Origin of the sequence: Aeromonas sp. WP2-W18-CRE-05, from assembly GCF_014168615.1 — a bacterium.
Taxonomy (GTDB): Bacteria; Pseudomonadota; Gammaproteobacteria; order Enterobacterales; family Aeromonadaceae; genus Aeromonas; species Aeromonas caviae.
The window spans coordinates 1,243,862-1,266,328 of the sequence record NZ_AP021917.1 but is presented as its reverse complement, the minus strand read 5'-3'; the positions used below and the strand labels follow the sequence as shown (position 1 = coordinate 1,266,328).

The 22,467-nt window shown below is 63.0% G+C and carries 22 protein-coding genes, 1 pseudogene and 1 riboswitch; of the genes and pseudogenes, 4 read left to right on the top strand and 19 right to left on the bottom strand.

Translation table 11 applies throughout. The features are described 5' to 3' along the window. The first annotated feature begins 107 nt into the window (after nt 1–107). On the top strand, nt 108–1,502 hold the full coding sequence (locus H7R73_RS06230; RefSeq protein ID WP_103260621.1) for a nucleobase:cation symporter-2 family protein: 1,395 nt from the start codon (nt 108–110) through the stop codon (nt 1,500–1,502). A gap of 100 nt (nt 1,503–1,602) precedes the next feature. After that, nucleotides 1,603–2,316, top strand: a complete 714-nt coding sequence (locus tag H7R73_RS06225) for a lipoyl protein ligase domain-containing protein (RefSeq protein WP_103260622.1) — start codon at nt 1,603–1,605, stop codon at nt 2,314–2,316. Between the two features lie 201 nt (nt 2,317–2,517). Here the strand turns inward: H7R73_RS06225 and H7R73_RS06220 are convergent, their stop codons facing one another. Next, complete coding sequence (locus tag H7R73_RS06220) at nt 2,518–3,894, bottom strand: alanine/glycine:cation symporter family protein (protein WP_053288163.1); 1,377 nt, start codon at nt 3,892–3,894, stop codon at nt 2,518–2,520. Between the two features lie 264 nt (nt 3,895–4,158). Continuing rightward, nucleotides 4,159–4,269, bottom strand: a riboswitch (glycine riboswitch). Between the two features lie 506 nt (nt 4,270–4,775). Between H7R73_RS06220 and H7R73_RS06215 the strand changes: the two genes are divergently transcribed. Next, entirely contained in the window at nt 4,776–5,924 is a 1,149-nt protein-coding gene (locus H7R73_RS06215; RefSeq protein WP_010673490.1) for a type III PLP-dependent enzyme, read from the top strand. A 65-nt stretch (nt 5,925–5,989) separates the two neighbouring features. On the opposite strand, the gene H7R73_RS06210 is transcribed toward H7R73_RS06215, so the two are convergent. The 3 genes from H7R73_RS06210 to yfcD all read right to left on the bottom strand — a co-directional run bounded on the left by H7R73_RS06210 (nt 5,990) and on the right by yfcD (nt 8,196). Beyond that, entirely contained in the window at nt 5,990–6,958 is a 969-nt protein-coding gene (locus H7R73_RS06210; RefSeq protein WP_048208144.1) for a calcium/sodium antiporter, read from the bottom strand. Nucleotides 6,959–7,082: 124 nt separating this feature from the next. Continuing rightward, nucleotides 7,083–7,553 (bottom strand): peroxiredoxin, encoded by a 471-nt coding sequence (locus H7R73_RS06205; protein WP_048208145.1) that lies wholly within the window; start codon nt 7,551–7,553, stop codon nt 7,083–7,085. Between the two features lie 112 nt (nt 7,554–7,665). Continuing rightward, nucleotides 7,666–8,196, bottom strand: coding sequence for an NUDIX hydrolase YfcD (gene yfcD, locus H7R73_RS06200; RefSeq protein WP_082180757.1), 531 nt, complete (start codon nt 8,194–8,196; stop codon nt 7,666–7,668). A gap of 177 nt (nt 8,197–8,373) precedes the next feature. On the opposite strand from yfcD, the gene H7R73_RS06195 reads away from it, so the two are divergent. Continuing rightward, nucleotides 8,374–8,589, top strand: a complete 216-nt coding sequence (locus H7R73_RS06195; protein WP_010673486.1) for a DUF1107 family protein — start codon at nt 8,374–8,376, stop codon at nt 8,587–8,589. A gap of 95 nt (nt 8,590–8,684) precedes the next feature. Here H7R73_RS06195 and H7R73_RS06190 read toward each other — a convergent pair whose 3' ends face one another. The 15 genes and pseudogenes from H7R73_RS06190 to phoR all read right to left on the bottom strand — a co-directional run bounded on the left by H7R73_RS06190 (nt 8,685) and on the right by phoR (nt 22,398). After that, entirely contained in the window at nt 8,685–9,428 is a 744-nt protein-coding gene (locus H7R73_RS06190; RefSeq protein WP_010673485.1) for an amino acid ABC transporter ATP-binding protein, read from the bottom strand. 13 nt (nt 9,429–9,441) lie between these two features. Further along, nucleotides 9,442–10,536 (bottom strand): amino acid ABC transporter permease, encoded by a 1,095-nt coding sequence (locus H7R73_RS06185; RefSeq protein ID WP_010673484.1) that lies wholly within the window; start codon nt 10,534–10,536, stop codon nt 9,442–9,444. 9 nt (nt 10,537–10,545) lie between these two features. Then, entirely contained in the window at nt 10,546–11,733 is a 1,188-nt protein-coding gene (locus tag H7R73_RS06180; RefSeq protein ID WP_048208147.1) for an amino acid ABC transporter permease, read from the bottom strand. Nucleotides 11,734–11,795: 62 nt separating this feature from the next. Further along, on the bottom strand, nt 11,796–12,815 hold the full coding sequence (locus H7R73_RS06175; protein WP_010673482.1) for an amino acid ABC transporter substrate-binding protein: 1,020 nt from the start codon (nt 12,813–12,815) through the stop codon (nt 11,796–11,798). 460 nt (nt 12,816–13,275) lie between these two features. Then, complete coding sequence (locus H7R73_RS06170) at nt 13,276–13,587, bottom strand: DUF2845 domain-containing protein (protein WP_029313965.1); 312 nt, start codon at nt 13,585–13,587, stop codon at nt 13,276–13,278. Beyond that, nucleotides 13,572–14,585 (bottom strand): ABC transporter permease, encoded by a 1,014-nt coding sequence (locus H7R73_RS06165; protein ID WP_048208148.1) that lies wholly within the window; start codon nt 14,583–14,585, stop codon nt 13,572–13,574. Before H7R73_RS06165 ends, H7R73_RS06170 begins: the two co-directional genes overlap by 16 nt. Before the next feature lie 79 nt (nt 14,586–14,664). Then, on the bottom strand, nt 14,665–15,546 hold the full coding sequence (locus H7R73_RS06160) for an ABC transporter ATP-binding protein (RefSeq protein WP_045523520.1): 882 nt from the start codon (nt 15,544–15,546) through the stop codon (nt 14,665–14,667). 136 nt (nt 15,547–15,682) lie between these two features. Next, complete coding sequence (locus tag H7R73_RS06155) at nt 15,683–16,294, bottom strand: FKBP-type peptidyl-prolyl cis-trans isomerase (protein ID WP_010673478.1); 612 nt, start codon at nt 16,292–16,294, stop codon at nt 15,683–15,685. A 191-nt stretch (nt 16,295–16,485) separates the two neighbouring features. After that, nucleotides 16,486–16,578: pseudogene (locus H7R73_RS06150) on the bottom strand (copper homeostasis protein CutC); the annotation flags it as partial. Between the two features lie 35 nt (nt 16,579–16,613). Continuing rightward, the gene (locus H7R73_RS06145; RefSeq protein WP_049636301.1) at nt 16,614–17,339 is read right to left on the bottom strand and encodes a copper homeostasis protein CutC; all 726 of its coding nucleotides are present in this window, start codon (nt 17,337–17,339) and stop codon (nt 16,614–16,616) included. 41 nt (nt 17,340–17,380) lie between these two features. Continuing rightward, a complete protein-coding gene (locus H7R73_RS06140) occupies nt 17,381–18,283 on the bottom strand; it encodes an ROK family protein (RefSeq protein ID WP_045523530.1) in 903 nt (300 codons plus the stop codon). A 109-nt stretch (nt 18,284–18,392) separates the two neighbouring features. Continuing rightward, nucleotides 18,393–18,899 carry a GNAT family N-acetyltransferase gene (locus H7R73_RS06135; RefSeq protein WP_039039287.1) on the bottom strand — a complete coding sequence of 169 codons (507 nt, stop codon included), beginning with the start codon at nt 18,897–18,899 and terminating at the stop codon, nt 18,393–18,395. Further along, on the bottom strand, nt 18,887–19,702 hold the full coding sequence (locus H7R73_RS06130) for a M48 family metallopeptidase (RefSeq protein ID WP_010673474.1): 816 nt from the start codon (nt 19,700–19,702) through the stop codon (nt 18,887–18,889). Before H7R73_RS06130 ends, H7R73_RS06135 begins: the two co-directional genes overlap by 13 nt. Nucleotides 19,703–19,854: 152 nt before the next feature. Then, nucleotides 19,855–20,829: a PstS family phosphate ABC transporter substrate-binding protein gene (locus tag H7R73_RS06125; protein ID WP_039039286.1), complete on the bottom strand. Its 975-nt coding sequence runs from the start codon at nt 20,827–20,829 to the stop codon at nt 19,855–19,857. Nucleotides 20,830–21,102: 273 nt separating this feature from the next. After that, nucleotides 21,103–22,398: a phosphate regulon sensor histidine kinase PhoR gene (phoR, locus tag H7R73_RS06120; protein WP_042014623.1), complete on the bottom strand. Its 1,296-nt coding sequence runs from the start codon at nt 22,396–22,398 to the stop codon at nt 21,103–21,105. Nucleotides 22,399–22,467 lie beyond the last annotated feature (69 nt).

Here is a 22,467-nt window from a genome sequence, read left to right as displayed (position 1 = left end):
CATCAGAAAATAAACGAGTTTGCGCTCAATTAGCGCTGGAAAGCGCGATGCCAATCACTAAAATAGCGCCCAATTTTCTCCCCTCCCCCCACACATTCGAGGTATTTATGGAACAGGCTGCCGCCCCAAGCGCCATCCGAGAGGCCCATCCCCCCAGGCGAGCCCACAGCGAACTGGTCTACGGCATCGAGGATGTCCCCCCCCTGCCCCAGACCCTGTTCGCCGCCCTGCAGCATATGCTCGCCATGTTTGTCGCCATCATCACCCCGCCCCTCATCATCGCCAATGCCCTCGGCCTCCCCGCCGACGACACCCGCTACATCGTCTCCATGTCCCTGGTCATGTCCGGCATCGCCTCCTTCATCCAGACCCGCCGTTTCGGCCCCCTCGGTTCCGGCCTGCTCTCGGTACAGGGCACCAGCTTCAACTTCCTCGGTCCCATCATCGCCTCCGGCCTCGCCCTCAAGCAGGCGGCCATGCCCACCGACGATCTGCTGGGTACCCTGTTCGGCACCATGCTGGCAGCGGCCCTCACCATCGTCGTCATGAGCCGCTTCCTGCACCTGGTCAAACGGATCATCACCCCGCTGGTGACCGGCATCGTGGTATTGCTCATCGGCCTGACTCTCATCAAGGTAGGGCTCATCAGCATGGGGGGCGGCTACGGCGCCCTGGCGGACGGCAGCTTCGCCAGCCACACCAACCTCTTTCTCTCCCTGCTGGTGCTCGGCCTCATCGTGCTGATGCAGCGCAGTCGCAACCCCTGGCTGCGCCTCTCCGCCATCATGATCGCCATGCTGGCGGGCTATGCGGTGGCGCTGCTGCTGGGCAAGGTGGCTGCCCCCACCTTCGACGGCCCGCTGCTGATGGTGCCTGTTCCGCTGCACTACGGGCTCGGCTTTGACTGGCAGCTGTTCGTGCCGCTCGCCATCATCTTCGTTGTGACGGCGCTGGAAGCCATCGGCGACATGACCGCCACCTCCGACATCTCTGGCGAGCCGCTGGAAGGGCCGGTCTACATGGCGCGGATCAAGGGAGGCGTGCTGGCCGATGGCGCCAACTCCATGCTGGCGGCGGTCTTCTCCACCTTCCCCATGTCCACCTTCGCCCAGAACAACGGCGTCATCCAGCTGACCGGGGTGGCCAGCCGCCATGTCGGCCTCTTCATCGCCGCCATGCTGGCCCTGCTCGGCCTGTTCCCGGCGGTGGCGAGCCTGGTGCAACAAATACCTGAACCCGTGCTCGGCGGCGCCACCATCGTCATGTTCGGGACCATCGCCGCCGGGGTGCGCATCATCTCCCGGGAGGAGCTGGACCGCCGTGCCCTGATGATCCTGGCGGTGTCGCTCGCCATGGGTCTCGGAGTGGCCCAGGTGCCCGAGGTGCTGCAACACCTGCCGGAGCTGGCCAGGAGCGTGCTCTCCTACGGCGTCGCCACCGGCGGCCTCACCGCCATCATCTTGAACCTGCTGCTGCCCAAGCGCACCGCCGTACAGGCCTGACCCTCCGCCATCCTTGCACCAAAGCCCCGCCATGCGGGGCTTTACCTTGTTTGCCCCCGCGCGTACTGTGCTTGGCAGCCTCTGCCAAAGGATGCCTCTCATGCCTTATACCCTGCTGCCCCCGCCACCCGCCCACCAGACACCCGACCAGATCCTGGCCGAGGAGCAGCGCTGGCTGCGGGAGTGCGCCCACGACGGCCAGCCCCGTGCCCTCCTCTGGCAGGGCCCCCAATGCCTCATCGTCACCCGCAAGGACACTCGTTTGCCCCGCTACCAGGCCGCCTGCGAGCAGTTGGCCGCCGAGGGCTGGCCGGTGTTCGTGCGCGACAGCGGCGGCACCGCCGTGCCCCACGGCGCCGGCATCCTCAACCTCTCCCTCATGCTGCCCCGCACCACCACGGATCTGGCCCACTACTACCGGCTGCTGGGGGCGCCCCTGCTCGCCCTGCTGGAGGAATACGGTCTTGCGGGCAGCTACGACTTCGTGCCCGGCTCGTTTTGCGACGGCCAGTACAACCTGGTGATCGGGGGGCGCAAGGTGACCGGCACCGCCCAGCGCTGGCTGGCGCCGGGCCGGGATCACGACGGCGCCGTGCTGGCCCAGGCCATGCTGCTGGTGGCGGGGGATGTGGACGAGGGCACCCGGATGGCGAGCCGCTTCTACGAACTGGCCGGGGGCGAGCTGCGCTTTGCTCCGGGCACCTCCACCACCCTGGCCCACGCCATTGGCTGGCAGGGGGAGGAGGCGGCCCTGGTGAGCCGGGTGAGCAGGGCGCTGGCGCAGCGGCTCACCGGAGATATTCCCTCCCCCTGACCCCCTGGGGGCAACAAGCGCCGCCATTCATTGCGTAAAATGCAAAAAAGCCACGATGAGCGTCGTGGCTTTTGCGTATTTCGCACAGATATTGTCAGAGGAGCCGGGATCAAGCCCCGGGTTTTGCCATCCCAGCCCGGATCCCGGTTGACGCCATGGACAGGGGCCCGGTGACAGGGCCGCCCGCAGGCCCGCTTCTCATCAGGCCGTCTGCGGCTCGGGCTCGGACTCCGTATCCCGGTCCCGGCTGAAGTAGGCGCGGGTCTCGGCAATCACCACGTGGCGCAGGCCGATGAGGCCGATGAGGTTGGGCACCGCCATCAGGCCGTTGACGATGTCGGCCAAGAGCCAGATCAGGTCCAGATGGAGGAAGGCACCGCTCGCCACCAGCACCAGATAGATGAGGCGGTAGGGTTTGATCGCCTTCACCCCGAACAGGTACTCGGTGCAGCGCTCGCCGTAGTAATTCCAGCCAAGGATGGTGGTAAAGGCGAAGAACAAGAGGCCGATGCTCACCAGATACTGGCCCACATGGGCATCCAGCCCCTGGGCAAAGGCCAGACTGGTCATGGCCGCACCGCTTGCATCGCCGCTCCACACCCCGGTCACCACCAGCGTCAGGCCGGTCATGGTACAGATGATGAGGGTGTCGATGAAGGTGCCGGTCATGGAGACCAGCCCCTGCTCCACGCAGGAATCGGTCTTGGCCGCCGCCGCCGCGATGGGGGCCGAGCCCAGGCCCGACTCGTTGGAGAAGACCCCGCGCGCCACCCCGGACTGGATCGCCAGCATGATGCCGGCGCCGACGAAACCGCCGGTGGCCGCATGGCCGGTGAAGGCGCTCCCGATCACCAGCATGACCGCATCGGGCAGGGCGCCTGCATTGTTCACCAGCACCCCGGCACAGGCGACGATGTAGAAGATGGCCATGAAAGGCACCACCTTGCTCGACACGCTGGAGATGGACTGGATGCCCCCCAGGGTCACCAGCGCCACGATCAGGGTCAGCACCACGGCGGTCACTTCACGGGGTACCGAGAAGGAGAGGCTCATGGCATCACTGATGGCGTTGACCTGGGGGAAGGTACCGATGCCGAAGAAGGCGACGCCGATGCCGAACAGGGCAAACAGCTTGGCGAGCGGCCTGGAGCCGAGCCCCTTCTCCAGATAGTACATGGGGCCACCTGCCATCTGGCCGTTGGCGTCCTGCTGGCGATATTTCACCGCCAGCAGGCACTCGGCGTACTTGGTGGCCATGCCGAACAGGGCGGCCATCCACATCCAGAACAGGGCGCCCGGGCCGCCAAGCTTGATGGCGGTGGCGACCCCGACGATGTTGCCGGTGCCGATGGTGGCGGAGAGGGCGGTGCACAGGGCACCAAAGCTGGAGACATCCCCTTGCTTGCCCTGCCCCTGATCGCGGCCAAAGACCAGCTTGAGGGCCAGCGGCAAACGCACGATCTGAAGCAGACCCAATCGCCAGGTGAGATAGATACCGGTCCCGACCAGCAGGATCAGCAGGGGGGGACCCCAGATAAAGCTATCGATGGCGGCGAGCGCCGATTGAATTGATGACATGCATCCTCCTTAAAAAACAACGATTAAGGAGGAGAAGGATGATCTTCCCATAGGTGTCGCGATCAACCAGAGGCGATCGGATGCGGGCCAAAAACGTGTTCACACTCTTGCTGCGAGGTCGTGATCAAGGGTTATGCGCAGCTCGCTTATCTGGGACCGAGAGGCTCATGTATTTACATACACTCCGGTTCCTGCGCTGCTCTTTACCTTGCTGACGACCTCTCGTGACAGACCGTGAACAGTTCCAAGCTCAGGTACAACCATCCCATCCCCTCTGTCCTTTTGCCTGAGAGTTTCCGGCGCCAGATTGCGATGCAATCACGGTGCCTTGCTCCTTCGGCGCCCGATTCAACGGGTCTCTCCAGAGTATCGTCCAGTAGCAGTCCACACCGGTTGCCCGGTACCTGAAAGATTCACTTCTTCGGTGGATGGTTGCCCATCGCTCTCCTGCTACCTTCATCCGAACTAGTTTGGATCAGGAAGCGGGCATGGTAATCCAAAAAATGTGAGCTGTCTCGCACTCCCTGGCCCCGGCGCCCCCTTTTTACCTGGCCGCAACCCCCGGGTCTGATGTTATTAGTTCGTTAACTATCAACAGCTTATCAAGCTCCCTTCGGAGGTGCTCCCCATCACGGCCCTGATCGCTCCCCGTATCAAGAGCCTGTTTCGTCTCGACCAGAAAAACTTGCCGACATATCCAATCAAAATGCTTGCACACAAACTCAATAAGCCGATAATCCCGCGCATAACTAAGCACCTTGCAAGGGAGTTATGCAATGTGCCTGGTGGGTCCCTCCGGACCGCTCGCCTGAGCCGGCCGTCGCCGGTTCAATCGCATATGGCTTGGGCATATCACGCCCCCTAAGGACTATCAAAAGAGAATGAACGAGACCCTGGTCGCACAAGATTACCGTCAGTTGGTTGAACAATTCGGCTCCCCCCTGCTGCTGCTCGACAAGGCAGCCGTCCGCAAACAGTATCGGGCCCTGGCGGCCGCCCTGCCCGATGTGCGCTTGCATTATGCACTCAAGCCCCTGCCCCACGAGGCGGTGGTCTCTGTCTTGAAGGAAGAGGGGGCCTGTTTCGATCTGGCCACCAATGGCGAAGTGGATCTGGTGCGCAGCCAAGGGGTTCGCCCGGGACGCTGCATCCATACCCATCCCATCAAGCGTGACAGCGACATCCGTTATGCCCTGGAATTCGGCTGCACCGTGTTTGTCTATGACAACCCGCTGGAGCTGGAAAAGTTCCTGCCCTACAAGGATGAAGTGAAACTGTTGCTGCGGGTCAGCTTCCCGAACCCCGAGACCAAGGTCGATCTTTCCAAGAAGTTCGGCTGCACCCCGGAGCAGGCACTGCCGTTGCTGCAACTGGCCCAGGCCAAGGGGATCAAGGTGATGGGGCTGTCGTTCCACGTCGGCTCCCAGGTGCCCCACGCCCGTCGCCACGTGCAGGCCATCGACGCCTGCCGCGAGATCATGGAGCAGGCCTGGGAGCTCGGGCTCAAGCCCTGGGTGCTGGACATCGGTGGCGGCTTCCCGGTGGACTATGACGGCGGCGAGTTCGACATCGACGGTTTCTGCGCCCCGATCCGCGAGGCCCTGGCCAAGCTGCCCGCCACGGTGCAGAAGATTGCCGAGCCGGGCCGCTTCATCAGCGCGCCGGCCATGACCTCGGTCTCCAGCGTGATGGGCAAGGCCCACCGCGGCGACAAGATCTGGTACTACCTGGATGACGGTCTCTACGGCAGCTACAACGGCCAGCTCTACGACCACGTCACCTACCCGGTGAGCACGCCCTATGCCCACGGCGAACTGCACAATGCGGTGCTCTCCGGGCCCACCTGCGACAGCGTGGACGTCATCCGCGACAGCATCATGCTGCCGGATCTCGAGATCGGCGAGCTGGTGGTGGGTCGGGTGATGGGGGCCTACACCTGGGCCTCCGCCTCCACCTTCAACTTCTTCCCCAAGGCGAGCATCCTGATCCTGGACAGCGCCCAGAAGCAGAAGCTGGTTGCCGTGGCCTGAGACCAGGCCCCGCGCACAAAAAAGAGGGGACGCCGCGGCGTCCCCTCTTTCATTTCATCACCAGACTAGATGAACTGGCTCGTCAGCAGCCAGCCGGTGTAGGCGACGAAGCAGGCGAGCAGCACGCCCCCCTCCAGCCGGTTGATGCGCCCCTGCCCCTTGCGGCCCAGACACATCACCAGCAGCAACAGGGTCAGCCCCATCATGATGCTCCAGTCGCGGGAAAGCACTTCGGGCGCCACCTCGAGCGGGTGGATGCCGGCGGCGATGCCCACCACGGCCAGGGTGTTGAACAGGTTGGAACCCAGCACGTTGCCAAGGGCCAGATCGTGCTCGTTCTTGCGAATGGCGATGAGGGACGATGCCAGCTCCGGCAGGGAGGTCCCCACCGCGACTATGGTCAGGCCAATCACCAGATCGCTGATGCCAAAACCCTGGGCGATGGTCACCGCCCCCCACACCAGCAGACGGGAAGCCCCGATCAGCAGCACCAGGCCAATGATGAGCCAGAGGATGGCGCTCTTGAGAGGCATCCCCTCGGAGACGATGTCCTCCTCGGTATCCGTATCCAGCGCATCCCCCTTGCCGTTCATGCCGGCCCAGATGGACCAGCCCATCAGCACTGCGAACACGGCCCCCAGAATGGCGGCATCCATCCGGCCCAGATTGCCGTCGATGAGCAGGGCGCCGGAGAGCAGGGTGATGCCGAGCAGGATGGGGATCTCCTTGCGCACCACCTGGGAGGCGACGGCGATGGGGCTGATCAGGGCGGTCAGACCCAGGATCAGGGCAATATTGGTGATGTTGGAGCCATAGGCATTGCCGAGCGCGAGCCCGGGATTGCCCTGGGAGGCCGCCAGCGCGGAGACCACCATCTCGGGGGCCGAGGTACCAAAACCGATGATCACCATGCCGATCAGCAGCGGCGGCATACCGGCGTAACGGGCGGTGGCGGCGGCGCCGTCCACGAACTTGTCGGCACTCCAGACCAGCAACGCCAGTCCGGCAATCAGGGCAACAAAAGCCAGGGTCATATTGTTCTATCTCATCCACGGCAAACACGAGAGCCAGGCAAGTTGCCTGGCTCCATCCAAACGCGGCCTCAGTGTAACGGGGCCGCTTGCTATTTCAAGGTGTAATCAAACACCGATTAATCTTTCACAGCGCCGCCAGCAGGCTCTGGGCATCCGACACCTCGAACTTGCCTGGCGCCTCCACGAAGAGCCGCTCCACCACACCATCGTTGGCGATGAGCGCGAAACGCTGGGCCCGCACGCCGCCGAAGGCCCCGGTCTCCTTGGCCAGACCCAGTGCCCGGGTCCAGCTGCCGTCACCGTCCGCCATCATGGTGATGGCAGAGGCGTTCTGGGCCTCTTGCCACGCCTTCATCACGAAGGCGTCGTTGACCGACAGACAGCACAGTTCCACCCCCTTGGCCTTGAACTGATCGGCCAGGACCACGTAGCCCGGCAGGTGAGCGTTGGAGCAGGTGGGGGTGAAGGCGCCGGGCACCGCAAAGAGCACCACCCGCTTGCCGGCAAACAGGGCCTGGGTATCCTTCACCTGCTTGCCCTCGGCGGTGATAAAGGTAAATTCCCCTGCGGGCAGGGATTGACCGACCGTGATCATGATGACGCATCCTTCTGTGGTTCAAAGAGGCCCAGTCTACCCCATTCCACCAGAAGGCGAAGGGGTCCATCGAGCAGCAACCAAGCGATCGGGGAGCGAACGCCTGTCGCCCCTATTTCTGGCCTGATGGCAGGCGCCTTGCCTGCCAGGTGGCGATGGCGAGCAGGGAGTCGGGCGTGAACTCGTCCGCCCGATCGGCTATCTCGCCCAGGCTCATCCAGTGCACCTCGCTCACCTCTTCGGCCTGCAGTTGCAGCGGCCCCTGATAGTGACAGCTGAACAGGCCGCCCCAGACCCGGTAGCGGCTGCCGCTCGCCTCCCCTTCGGCATAGAAGGTGCCGTAATCCTGCAGGGGCACGTCGTGGATCCCCAGCTCCTCGGCCAGCTCCCGCCGGGCGGAAAGGGCCATGGCCTCCCCCGTGGTCACCACGCCACCGGCGCAGGCATCCAGCATGCCGGGGCAAAAATCCTTGCTCGGGGTGCGCCGCTGCACCAGGATGCGCTCAGCCTCATCCAGCACCAGGATGTAGCTGGCACGATGGCGCAGGTTTTCCTGACGCACCCTGGCGCGCTCAGCCACCCCGATCACCCTGTCCTGCTCGTCTACTATGTCCACCCACTCCACGTGCGGCACCTTTGTCATGTCTGCAATGGCCGCAGTATATCGGGCCCCTGACCCGGACTCTCACTACTTTTTCAACGCCGGGGCTGCACGCCAGCCGATCACAAGACAGATTCATACAAATCTTTATCAAGTGTCACATCAGTGTCACGGTCCGTCGGCATAGTGTGCCCTGTCCAAACAACAGGGTCTCTTGCCATGAAGGTGTTCAAGCAGTGGTCTCCCCGTCGAATAGCTCGCTATATCAAGAGCTTCCATCATGGAAGTTTCATGGTTGAAGCACTGGGGCGGTTTGAGTTTCAAGGGGGGATTATCGATGTGAAGCCGTTGAGCTGTCATCAGGCGCTGAGCCTGGCCCGGCAGATCAACCTGGCCGTGCGCGATCTGCGCACCACCACCCTGTTGCCGGGCTGACATACTCCTTTCTGTCTGTCGTCGACTTCCATGTACACATTTGCCCGCCGCTCATTCGAGCGTGCGGGCTGTTTTTCTGAAGGTTGTGCCCTGCCTCAGTGCTGCAGGATCTGGGAGAGGAAGAGCTTGGTCCGATCGGACTGGGGGTTGTCAAAGAACTGATCCGGCACGTTCTCTTCGATGATTTGCCCCCGGTCCATGAAGATCACCCTGTCCGCCACCTGCTTGGCAAACCCCATCTCGTGGGTGACGCAGAGCATGGTCATCCCCTCGTGGGCCAGCTCCACCATCACATCCAGCACCTCCCGCACCATCTCGGGATCCAGCGCAGACGTCGGCTCGTCAAACAGCATGACCTGGGGATTCATGCAGAGACTGCGGGCGATGGCGACCCGCTGCTGCTGGCCACCGGAGAGCTGCCCCGGATACTTGAGCGCCTGTTCGGGGATCCGCACCCGGCGCAGGAAGTTCATGGCGATCTCCTCGGCCTCCTTGCGCGGCAACTGCTTGACCCAAATGGGCGCCAGGCAACAGTTCTCCAGCACGGTCAGATGGGGGAAGAGGTTGAAGTGCTGGAACACCATGCCCACCTCCCGGCGCACCGTCTCGATGTTCTTGAGATCCGAGGTCAGGGCCGTGCCCTTGACCAGGATGTCTCCGCTCTGGTGCTCTTCCAGCCGGTTGATGCAGCGGATCATGGTGGACTTGCCCGACCCCGATGGTCCACAGATGACGATCTTCTCCCCTCTGCCCACCTGCAGGTTGATGTTGCGCAGCACGTGAAACTCACCGTACCACTTGTTGACCTCTTTCAGTTCGACAACTGCGTCCGTTTTCATATCAGAACGACTCCTAATGCTTGTGGCCCGTGTTGAGTTTGCGCTCCAGATAGATGGAGTAGCGGGACATGCCAAAACAGAACATCCAGAAGATCATGGCGATAAAGACATAAGCTTCGGTGGAATACCCCAGCCAGGCCGGATCCGCCAGGGCCACCTTGGAGATGGCCAGCAGATCGAACAGCCCGATGATCAGCACCAGGCTGGTGTCCTTGAACAGGGAAATAAAGGTGTTCACCAGGGAAGGAATGGTGATCTTGAGGGCCTGGGGCATGATGATGAGGCCCATCACCTTCCAGTAGGAGAGCCCGAGGGCATCCCCCGCCTCATATTGCCCCTTGGGGATCGCCTGCAGCCCCCCTCTCACCACCTCGGCCACATAGGCCGCCTGGAACAGGATGATGCCGATGAGCGCCCGCAGCAGCTTGTCGAGCTCCACCTCGGTACTCATGAACAGTGGCAGCATGACGGACGCCATGAAGAGCACAGTAATGAGCGGCACCGCCCGCCAGAACTCGATGTAGACGGTACAGAGGCTGGAGATGACCGGCATGTGGGAGCGACGCCCCAGTGCCAGCAGGATGCCGAACGGCAGTGCGACCACTATGCCCACCACCGCCAGCACCAGGGTGAGCATCAGCCCGCCCCAGCGGTTCGTTTCCACCACCTCCAGCCCCGCTCCCCCATGGATGAGGAAGAAGGCGATGACAGGGAACACCAGCAGGGTGAAGAGCGCCAGCCACCCCTTGCGCGGGGTCTTTGGCCAGATGAGCAAGGCCAGCAGCGCCGCCAGACCGGCGAAGGTCAGGTTGATGCGCCAGTACTGATCGGCCGGGTAGAAGCCATAGAGATACTGCCCCAGCCGGCTCTCGATGAAGATCCAGCAGGCACCGCCCTGGACGCAGGCCTCGCGACTGCTCCCCTGCCAGGTGGCCGAGAACAGCGCCCAGTCCAGTGCAGACCAGATGAGTGGCAGCAACAGATAGGCCAGCACCAGGGTCAGCAGGCCGTTCCACCAGTTGGGGAAAAGGTTCTGCCTGATCCAGGCGAGCGGCCCCCGACGGTGGTTGGGAGGCGGCAGCGCCTCCTGCAATTCATTCACGAACATGACAGCTCCCTAGCGCTCAACCAGCGTCATTCTGCGGTTGTAGATGTTCATCAGCACCGAGGTGGTGATACTGATGACGAGATAGACCCCCATGGTCATGGCGATGACCTCGATGGCCTGCCCTGTCTGGTTGAGAGTCGTCCCCATGAACACCGAGACCAGATCCGGATAGCCGATGGCGGTCGCCAGGGAGGAGTTCTTGGTGAGGTTCAGATACTGGCTGGTCAAGGGAGGAATGATGACCCGCATGGCCTGGGGAATGATCACCAGCCGCAGCGTCTTGGTGGGCGAGAGCCCGAGGGCGGAAGCCGCCTCAGTCTGACCCTTGCTGATGGCCAGGATGCCGGATCGCACTATCTCGGCGATGAAGGCCGCCGTATAGATGGTGAGCGCCAGCAAGAGGGCCGCGAGCTCCGGCAGCACCGTCAGCCCCCCCCGGAAGTTGAACCCTTGCAGCGCAGGCACGCTCCAGCTGAGCGGGCTGCCCGCCAGCAGGAAGGTGATCCCCGGGAGCAGCATGACCAGGGCGGCCACACAGCGCCAGAACGGGAAGATCCTGCCGGTCAGGGCCTGACGGCGGCGAGCCCAGCGGCCCAGCCCCCAGCTCAGCAGCACCGCCAGCACCAGTGCCCAGAGCACGTAGCCGAATCCCTCTTCGAACAGGGGCTTGGGCAGATAGAAGCCCCGCACGTTGAGGAAGGCGAGCCCGCCTATATCCACGCTCTGACGCGGGGAAGGCAGGGTACGCAGCACCGAGAAGTACCAGAAGAAGATCTGCAGCAGCAGCGGGATGTTGCGAAACGTCTCTATGTAGACGGCCGCTATCTTGGCCACCAGCCAGTTGCGCGACAGGCGCGCGACCCCGAGTGCGAACCCGAGCAGGGTGGCAAACAGGATGCCGAGCACGGAGACCAGCAGGGTGTTGAGCAGGCCCACCACGAAGGTGCGACCGAAGGTATAGGTCTCGTCGTAGGGGATGAGGCTCTGCAAGATGCCGAAACCGGCCGTGTTGCCCAGAAAATCAAAGCCTGTGGTGATGCCACGGGTGGCCAGATTGGTCAGGGCATTGTTGACGATGTAGAACAGAAACCCGATAACCGCCGCGATGGCCAGGCACTGGAAGAGCAGCGCCCGCACCTTGGCGTCATACCACCAGCGGCCCTGTTCTTTCCTATGGTTTGATGCGTGTAACGCCATGAGGATGACTCCGACAAAGCCAGGGAAAACATGGGGGGCCAGGCCCCCCGGTGACTGTCGACTCAGCGGATGGGTGGCGCGTACATCAGACCGCCCTTGTTCCAGAGGGCATTGATGCCGCGATCAATCTTGAGGGGGGAACCGGCACCGACGTTGCGATCGAAGGATTCACCGTAGTTGCCGACCTGTTTGACGATGTTGTAGGCCCATTTGTCATCCAGCCCCAGCACAGTCCCTTTGGGCTCTTCCAGCCCCAGCAGGCGACGGATGTCAGGGTTGGTGGATTTGAGCATCTCGTCCACGTTGGCAGAGGTGACTCCTGCCTCCTCGGCATTGAGCATGGCGTTGAGGCTCCAGCGCACCACCTTGAACCACTGATCGTCACCCTGACGCACGGCTGGGCCCAGCGGCTCCTTGGAGATGACCTCCGGCAGCACCACGGCTTCCTCTGGCTTGGTGAGCTTGATCTTGAGGGCATAGAGCTGGGACTGATCCGAGGTCAGCACGTCACAGCGGCCAGCTTCGAAGCCCTTGACGGTCTGATCCGAGGTATCGAACACCACTGGGGTGTACTTCATGCCGCCATTGGCGCGGAAATAGTCGGCCAGGTTGAGCTCGGTAGTGGTACCGGACTGGATACAGACGGCGGCACCGTCAAGCTCCTTGGCGCTCTTGACCCCGAGGGACTGCTTGACCAGGAACCCCTGCCCGTCGTAGTAGTTCACCCCGGCGAACGTGAGGCCCAGCGACCCATCCCGGGTCAGGGTCCAGGTGGTGTTGCGCGAGAGCAGATCCACCTCCCCGGACTGCAGGGCGGTAAAGCGCTCCTTGGCGGTGAGGGAGACATACTTGACCTTGCTGGCATCCCCCAGTACCGCGGCGGCCACGGCGCGGCACACGTCCACATCGAGCCCGGTCCAGGTTCCCTTGGCATCCGGGTTGGAGAACCCGGGCAGGCCGTCACCGACCCCGCACTGCACGAATCCCTTCTTCTTGACGGCATCCAGCGTACCGTCCGCCCACGCATTGGCTGCCATCAGCGACAGCGCCATCACCATACCTGCCTTGTGTATCTGCTTCATGTCACTCTTCCCTGTGGTTTGATTCGAACAGGCATCAAAATCTAGCGAGATGCCATCGTTTCCCTGCTTTTTGGCAGCTTATCCAGCCGCAGAAAAACCTGTCAATCGGTGCAATCCGGCCCAACCATGGTGCAACAGAACAAAATATCTGAACGGGGGAATATGCACTCTCAGAATCAAAAGTAGACCCTTATTTGCCAAATAGCCTGCTGCTTAAAACCCTTCTTGGCATGAGGATTATTTTTCGAAAATAAATTGGCTGCACCGCATTGGGGCAGCCATTTCTGCTGACAACTGACTCATCAGGTTCGGTTTTATGCCAAAAGCACCAGAGTGAGGCAGCATGACCCCATATGGATAAATGGCGAAAACAGGCAGGGAAAAGCAAATAAACAGGAGCTAAAAAGCGGGGAAATGGTGACCTCATCTCCCGCACACTGGGCTTCAGAAAACCAGGAGGTCATCCTCCCCGTGGACCATCCGCAATGTCGGTGATGACGCCGTTTTCGACGGTGACAAACTGCATGAATTCCCGCTTGCCGAAGTTGTAGGTCCAGCGCTCGGCATACTTGACCGTCACTCTCGCCCCGAAGCCGTTCTCCTCGAAGCGGGTGAGATCTTCCTTGAGCATCGGCTGGCCGCAGCGAACCAGCAGCTCTGCCGTGGTGTCTCCCTCGGTCAGCAAGGCGTTCTTGCAACGCAGGGTGCCTGCCTGCACAGGCAAGGCCGCCACCAGCAACAACCACAGAACAGGTTTCATTTTGCACTCCATTTGAACAGCATGGCGCCCAGCGAGATGCACACCAGGGCGAACACCATGACCTGACCCAGAGGGCCTGCCACCTCCTGCCATCCCGCCCCTTCCAGCATCACGGCGCGGGCTGCTTCGATGATCTGGCTGAGGGGCAGCCTGGCCGCAAGCTGCTGCAGCCAGGCGGGCGCGCCTTCCAGCGAGAACCAGACTCCGGATAAAAACATCATGGGCAAGCTGATGAGATTGAGCAAACCGCTCGCCAGCTCCTCGTTCTGCAGGCGAGCGGCGATGAGCAGGCCAAGGGAGGCCATGGCCGTTCCTCCCGCCAGGGCGATCACCAGCAGCAGCCACCCCGACCCGATGAGGGGCACATCCAGCAGCCAGTAGGCCGCGCAGAAGACCAGCAGGCTCACCACCAGGGTGATCAGCACCCGTGACAGCAACTGGGCGAAGAGAAACTCCAGCGCGCCGAGCGGCGTGGCTCGCAGCCGTTTCAGCACCCCGTTCTTGCGATAACGCACGATGACGAACCCGACCCCGAACAGGCCGGAGAACATCAGGTTCATGCCGATCACCCCGGGCAGCAGCCAGTCGCCGTAGCGGATGGCGCGCCCGCTCAGGGTCTCTCTTTGCAAGGGCACCTGCACCGCCTGGCGCAGCAGATACTCGGCCATGGCCCCCTGAGGAGCGTCCGGGTTTATCCAGTAACGCCCCCCGGCGGGTGAGAGCAGCAGGTCCAGCTGATGGTGACGGACCTTGAGCTGACCTCTCGACGCCTCGTCATAGGGGATGATCTTGAGCAGCGGCACGGCGCGCAGCGGGGCATAGGTTGCGGGCAGTTCCCCCACCACCCCGATCTGTACCAGCGGCTTGGGCGGGCCGGAGAAGATGAGGGAGAAGCCGATGACCAGCAGGAGCGGGAAAAGCAGGTTCCACACCAGGGCCGCGCGATCGCGTACGAACTCCAGGTTGCGGGCATAGAAGAGCGCACCTATGCGCCTGAGGGATCCCTTCATCGCCCACTCCCGGGATTGGATGTCGGCAAGGCGTACCGCAGCACGGGGGCCACGGTCAGACAGAACTCGGTCATCCCTCTCATGCGCCGCTCCGCAGGCTGTGGCCGGTCAGGTTCAGGAAGAGATCTTCCAGATTGGGAGAACGCACCTGCATGCCGGTGAGCGGCACACCAAGATCCAGCAAGGCTGGCAACAGGGTCGCCACGTCGGGGCAACAGAGCTCCACCTGATCACCGACCGGACGCAGGGGATAGCCGAGCCCAGCCAGGGCCGGGTGCCCCCCGAGACGCACCAGCACGCCGTCGAAGTGTTGAGCCAGCAAGGCAGCCGGCGTATCCAGACTGAGCAGGTGGCCGTGATCGACGATGGCAATCAGATCGCACAGCTGCTGCGCTTCGTCCATGTAATGGGTGGTGAGCACCACCGTCTTGCCCTGGGCCTTGATCGCCTCTATTCGCTGCCAGAAGTGGTGGCGTGCCTGGGGATCCAGTCCTGTGGTGGGCTCATCCAGAAACAGCAGTTCGGGATCCCCGAGCAGGGCCAGGGCCAGCAGCAGGCGCTGACGCTGGCCCCCCGAGAGCTTGCGACTGTCCCTGTCGATGAACTCGCCCAAGGCGCACAGATCGATGAGCAGCTCCCGTGGCAAGGGATTGGGGTAGAGGCTGGCGAACAGACGCAGGGTATCGCGCACCGTCAGGAAATCCTGCAGCGCCGTGTGCTGGAACTGGATGCCGATGCGGGAGCGATAATCCGGGCCGCGCGGGGCGCCGTGAAACAGGATCCGGCCGCTGTCCGGGGTGAGGATCCCCTCCAGCAGCTCTATGGTCGTGGTCTTGCCCGCCCCGTTCGGGCCGAGCAGGCCGAAACAACTGCCGGCGGGAATGGCAAAGCTGAGCCCGTCCACCGCCTTGACGCCGGGGAAGTGCTTGACGAGATCGACGACCTCGATGATGGCTGCCATGGCGTGTCTCCCTCACATGGCCGGAATGGACGACGCTCTGACTATATCCAAATCCCCGCCGAAGGCACATGGCCCGTTTGGGCGCCCAAAAACAAACGGCGACCCCAGGGTCGCCGTTTGCATCACACCAGCCGGATCACAGGATGTCCAGCAGCTCCACTTCGAATACCAGAGCGGAGTACGGCGGGATGGAGCCGGCGCCACGGGCACCGTAGGCCAGATCCTGCGGAATGTAGAGCTTCCACTTGGAGCCAACCGGCATCATCTGCAGCGCTTCCACCCAACCGGCGATCACGCCGGTCACCGGGAACTCGGCCGGTTGGCCGCGCGCAACGGAGCTGTCGAACACGCCACCGTGGGTGAATGTACCGTGGTAGTGCACGCGCACGGACTGACCGGCAACCGGCACGGCGCCATTGCCTTCGACCATGACTTCATATTGCAGACCGGAGTCGGTGGTCTTCACTTCGGCGCGCTTGGCATTGTCGGCCAGGAAGGCTTCGCCTTCGGCGGCAGCGGCCTTGGCGGCAGCTTCCTGCTCTTCCTGCATGCGGGCGGTGATGACCTGGAAGGCATCGTTGATATCGTCACGGCTGACCGCGAACTCCAGACCGTTCAGGGCATCTGCCAGACCTTGTTGCAGGGCCGGGATATCCAGACCGGCGAAGGCTTGCTGAGCCAGTTGGTCGCCCATGTTGCGGCCGATGCCGTAGCTGGCCTTCTGTTCGATAGAGTCGTATTGGGACATTGAGAGGTTGCTCCGGGTCCTGATGGTAAAAGAGACGGGATGATAACAGACTTTTTTGCACCGTGCTGCCAAGACGCCCCTCAATTGCCCGCCGGTGGGAGACGCCTCACATCGGCCCCCTCATCCCCGCCCCTTCTCCCGCAAGGGGAGAAGGGAGCAAAACAGGGCACCATGCCGCCGCACAGTCTGTATCAGGCCCTGTCCAGCAGTGCCCTCACCGCCGCGACCTTGGCGCCGTCGGTGATGTTGACCCGGCTGTCGTCCGAGGTGCCCATGTTGACGTCACAGAGAGCGGCACCATGGCGCCGCACGGTCTGTATCAGGCCTTGTCCAGCAGTGCCCGCACCGCCGCGACCTTGGCGCCGTCGGTGATGTTGACCCGGCCGTCGTCCGAGGTGCCCATGTTCACACCATGGGGCACCATGCCGCCGCGCCAGCCCATGCCGGACATGTGCACTTCATTGACGCCGGTGAATTCGATGATGGTGCGCACGTTGTCGGCGTTGACCCCGGCCCCCGGCATCAGGCTGGCCCGTCCCGCCAGCGCCTGGTGCATGGCCTGCAAGGTTTCGAGCCCCGCCAGCGCGGTCGGCGCATGGCCGGAGCTCAGAATGCGCTCGCAACCCGCCGCGACGATCGTCTCGAGATCCAGCCGCCAGTCGGAGGAGAGATCGATGGCCCGGTGGAAGGTGACGCCGAGCGGCCCCGCCGCCTCGACCAGTTGCCGGAGCTTGCCTTCGGGTACCCGTCCATCTTCATCCAGCAGACCGACCACCACCCCTTGCAGGCCGGCGGCACGAGCGGCCGCGATATCCAAGAGCATCATCTCGAACTCGCCGTCGTTGAAGCAAAAATCTCCGGCGCGTGGACGGATCATGGCGTACACCGGCACAGTGGCGTGGCGGGCAGCCAGCTGCATAAAGCCATAGGAGGGAGTGAGGCCACCCAGCCCCAGCGCAGAGCAGAGCTCGATGCGATCGGCGCCGGCCGCCTGGGCGGTGAACAGGGATTCGAGGTTGTCGATACAGATTTCAAGACGGGTCATGATGACTCCTTGTTCGGGGAGATCAGACCCTCTGTCCGATCTCACAGATTGAGCAGGGCTGCACCGCGCACACCGCCGGCTCCACCGAAGCGGGCCTCGCGGATCGCCGGCAGGGCGACACCGGGCAGCAGGTGGCCGGGCAGACGTTTGGGCAGCTCCTCATAGAGGGCTGGCAGGGCGCTCAGGCCGCCCCCCAGCACCACCACATCGGGATCAATCACCGAGATGGCGGTGGCGAGGCCGGCAGCGATGATCTCGAGCCAGCAGTCGATGGTCGAGAGGGCCGCCGCCTCACGGGCATCGGCACGGGCGACGATCTGGTGGCCGCTCACCCGTTCCCCATGAACATGGTGGTATAGCCGCTCCAGGCCCGTGCCCGACGCATAGGTTTCGAAACAGACCAGGCGCCCGCAGCCACAGCGGGGACGGGGCAAATCCGGGTATTTCATCAGGATGGTGGCGGGCAGCGGGTAGTGACCTATCTCTCCCGCCAGCCAGTTGCGCCCCTGGATGAGCTTGCCCGCCAGGTAGACGGCGCCGCCGATGCCGGTGCCTATGGTGACGCCGAGGGCGCTGCCAGCACCGTCTGCGGCCCCCTGATGCACTTCCGACCAGAGGAAACAGTTGGCGTCATTGTCGACCTTGACCGGTCGGCCCAGCAGCTCGGCCAGATCCGCCCCCAGATGGCGGCCATGGATGGCGGGCAGGTTGGCCGCCACTATGCTCCCGTCGAGGCGATTGAGGATCCCCGGAAACCCGATGCCGACGGCCCCTTTCACCCCGAAGCGCGCATCCGCCGCCTCGACCCGCTCGCGGATCAGCTGCTGCAACCCTTCGTAATCATTGCCGGGAGTGCTCATGCGCTCCTCGTGACAGAGATTCAAGGCGCCGTCATACACAGCGAACGCTATCTTGGTGCCGCCAATATCAAATCCGTAGTACATGCCACACTCCCTTGCGGTGGACCCGGCCACCTCAGTCTGTCCAGATGGGGCACATTGTATTAATTCGCAAAAAAAATAAAGTGACCGGGGACGAAAAACGGGAGCCAGCTCAAAGCAAACGGAACATTTGTCGCTGTTGGCAAGGTTGTCCGAGGCTCATCAAGGTACGCTCCTGACCGTCGAACATGAAGCCGCGGCGCAGGTAGAATCCCTCGCCGATGTGATTGCCATCCAGCAGCCAGAGCCTGACGCACTCGCAACCTGCCCGGCGCATCTGCACCGCCACCGCCTGCCACAGCCGTTTGCCATGACCCTGACGCCAGTGATCGGGATGAAGGTAGAGCGCCCGGATCCGCGCCGTCATCAAGCCTTCCTCCAAGGAGGGCTGCCAGTAGAGCAGGCCGATGACCACATCGTCCTGACAGACCAGCATGGGAACGGGGCCGGGCTCGGCGAGCCGATGTCGCCAGATCTGCAGGTGGTCGGTCACCGCCAGCTGGGCCAGCATGTCGGCCCCCAGCACCTCCCCGTAGGCCGCCAGCCAGCTCGCCCGCTGCATCACCGTCATGGCGGCGGCATCGGCGGGACGCGCCAGGCGCAGGCTTACGCCTTGCACTGGGGAACCAGCCCTGATGCTTTCGCCTGCTGGTACAGGGGCTGCACTTCGGCCTGCTGGGCCTGCAGGTTGGCGATCCGGCTCTGGTCGCTGGGGTGGGTGGAGAGCAGCTGGGGCGGTGCCTTGCCACCGGAGGCGGCGCTCATGTTCTGCCACAGGGTGACGGCTTCGGCCGGGTTGAACCCGGCGCGGGCCATCAGCTCGAGACCGAGCCGGTCCGCTTCGCTCTCCTGGGTTCTGCCATAAGGCAGGGCTATCCCCACCTGGACCCCGAGGCCCAGGGCGGCCATGGTGGCAGCGCCCCCGAGGCTGTCGCTGCTGCCGATGGCGGCGTCCGCCACCGCCAGCCCGATACCGGTCAGCTGATCCCGGGAGAGGCGCTCGTTGGAGTGCTGGGCCAGCACGTGGGTCAGCTCGTGACCGATGACGGTGGCGAGCTGGTCCTGATTCTTGGCGACTTTCAGCAGGCCGCTGTAAACGCCTATCTTGCCGCCGGGCAGGGCGAAGGCGTTGATCTCCTTGGAGTCGAACACCACTACCTCCCAGCTGGTGATGCCATAGCTGGCAGGCACCTGGGCGGTCACCGCCTTGGCCACGCAGCCCACATAGGCATTCATCCTGGCATCCGTGCTCACCTTCTCCTGCTGCTTCATCTGGGTGAAGGAGTCGGCGCCCAGCTGGTTCATCTGCTGGGGGGAGAAAAGCAGCATCTGGTTGCGACCGGTCGGCGACTGGGCGCAGCCGGCCAGCAGGGCGCTGCACAAGGCCGTCAGGGCCAGTCTGGAGAGGGAAGATGCGCGCATGAGAGGGTCCTTTGCCGTGAAGTTGCCCTATTCTCGGAAATGCCGCCGCCCGGCGCAAGCCGGGCGCTGCGCCCTGCGACCAAAAAGATCCTGGGGCGCACCAATGAAAACGAGCCCGCATGGGGCTCGTTTTTCTGCAAGGGCATGTTCTGTTACATGATGCCCAGCTTCTTCAGGTCGGCCTGAACCACCTTGGCCGGGACCGGCACATAGCCGTCCTTGGCAACGATGGTCTGGCCCGCCTTGGAGAGCATCATCTTCACAAACTCCTGCTCCATCGGGGAGAGCGGCTTGTTCGGATGCTTGTTCACGTAGACGTACAGGAAGCGCGACAGCGGGTACTTGCCGGTGATGGCGTTGTCGGAGCTCGCCTCGATGAAGGTCTTGCCATCCTTGGAGAGCGGAACGGCGCGCACCCCGGAGGTGACGTAGCCGATACCGGAGTAGCCGATGCCGTTCAGGGAGGAGGAGACGGACTGTACCACGGAGGCGGAGCCCGGCTGCTCGTTCACGCCGCTCTTGAAGTCACCGTTGCACAGGGCGTGTTCCTTGAAGTAACCGTAGGTACCGGACACGGAGTTGCGACCGAACAGTTGCAGATCCTTGCCGGACCAGCTGCCGTCCAGACCCAGATCAGACCACTTGGTGGCCGCCTTGGCTTCGCCGCACTTGAGGGTGCTGGAGAAGATGGCGTCGATCTGCGACATGGTCAGCCCCTTGATGGGGTTGTCCTTGTTGACGAACACGGCCAGGGCATCGACGGCGACGCGGATGGCGGTCGGCTTGTAGCCGTAGCGCTTCTCGAATGCCTCCTCTTCACCGGCCTTCATGGCGCGGCTCATGGGGCCAAACTGGGCGACGCCCTCGGTCAGGGCAGTCGGTGCGGTGGAAGAACCGGCGGCCTGGATCTGCACGTTGACGTTGGGATACATGCGCTTAAATTCTTCGGCCCACAGGGTCATCATGTTGGCCAGGGTGTCCGAGCCGACAGAGGACAGGTTGCCCGAGATGCCGCTGGTCGGTGTGTATTCCGGCAGGTCTTTATCCACACCGGCAGCCAGAGCGCTGACAGAAAACAGGGTTGCTGCGGTGAATCCGATGACACCAGCCAGTTTGTTGAGTTTCATCCAATCTCTCCAAGTCCAAGGTTGCAGAAGGCAATCGTCAGGTTGACGTCTAAACGTGGTTGACACCCGATCGCAATGATCCGTGGGCCAGCACCACTCCTTCTCCAGTGTTACAGAAGGTCCGTTCTTTAAGACGGCGCCAGTATCTGGCCTGGCAGTGACAAATTTATGGAATTTATATGACACTTTGATGACATGGGCCGAGAGTGGCCCGGATGAAAAAAGGGCTGCGATGCAGCCCTTCTCTCGTTGCTAACACATTGACACAAAAAATTATTTCACCAGCACCATACGGGCGGGAATAAGAAAGCTGAAGCGGCTGCCCGCACCGACCCGGCTCTCGATATCGAGATGGGCATCGTGATGACTCAGGGCATGCTTGACGATGGCAAGGCCGAGCCCGGACCCTCCGGTGTGGCGCGAGCGGGCCTTGTCGACCCGATAGAACCGCTCGGTGAGCCGCGCCAGATGCTCGGGAGGGATCCCCTCCCCCTCATCCTGCACCGCAAACAGCGCCATGCTCCCCTGCTTGCGCCACTCCACGGTGATCTTGCGCCCCGCCGGGGTGTAGTGGATGGCGTTGTAGACCAGGTTGGAGACGGCGCTGCGCAGTTGATCCTGATCCCCGCGCACCAGCAGATTGGGCTGAACCATGAAGACGATCTCGTGGGCCCGCTCGCCGGAGAGCGCCCGCGCCTCCTGCTCCAGCAGCCCCAACATGGCGGGCATGTCCACCAGATGGGAGAGATCCACGGTGGGCGCCGCCTCAATGCGCGACAGGGTGAGCAGCTGGTTGACCAGATTGTCCATGCGGATCGTCTGCTCCATCATCACCTTGTGCGCCTTGGCCCACATGGCGGGGGGCGGCGGCTCCTCGGTCATCTCCAGATAGCCCTTGAGCACGGTGAGGGGGGTGCGCAGCTCGTGAGAGACGTTGGAGACGAAGTGCTTGCGCGTCTTCTCCAGGCTGCGCAGCCGGGTGACGTCCCGCACCACCAGCATGGCCTGGTCCTCCGCATAGGGCATGATGCGAAATTCGAGGAACTTCTCCTCGTTGATGGGGGAGTGCATCTCGAACGGCTCGTCATACTGCCCCTTGCCCAGATAGGCGACGAAGGCGGGATGACGGATCAGGTTGCCGATGTGCTGGCCGGCATCCTCGGGCCAGCGAAAGCCGAGCAGTTGCTCCGCCAGCCGGTTGCACCAGAGGATGCTGCCGTCGGTGCGAAACACCACGGCCGCATCGGGCAGCGCCTCCGCCCCTTCCCGAAAGCGGCGGATGAGGCCAGCCAGCTCCCGGCGCCGGGCCCGGTGACGCTGCTGCAACTTGTAGATGCCGTTGAAGATGTGCTCCCAACTGCCGCTGCCGTGGGGCGGCACCAGGCTGCGATCGTGCCACAGCCAGTCCGACAGCCGCTTCTGGAAGCGGTAGTGCCAGACCAGGTGCAGCACCGTGGCCACCAGCAGGCAAAGAACGAGATGATCGATTAACCAACCTACCAAGACGAAGGGGCTGTAGAAGAACGCCATTCGCCACAACTGTCGCCGCCAGGCGTAAGGTTGCAACATTAAGATCTCCTAGAGACAGCAAAGAGCCGGGTCCAATGCCCGCCGGCAGGCGCTGGCGGCACTGGCCCT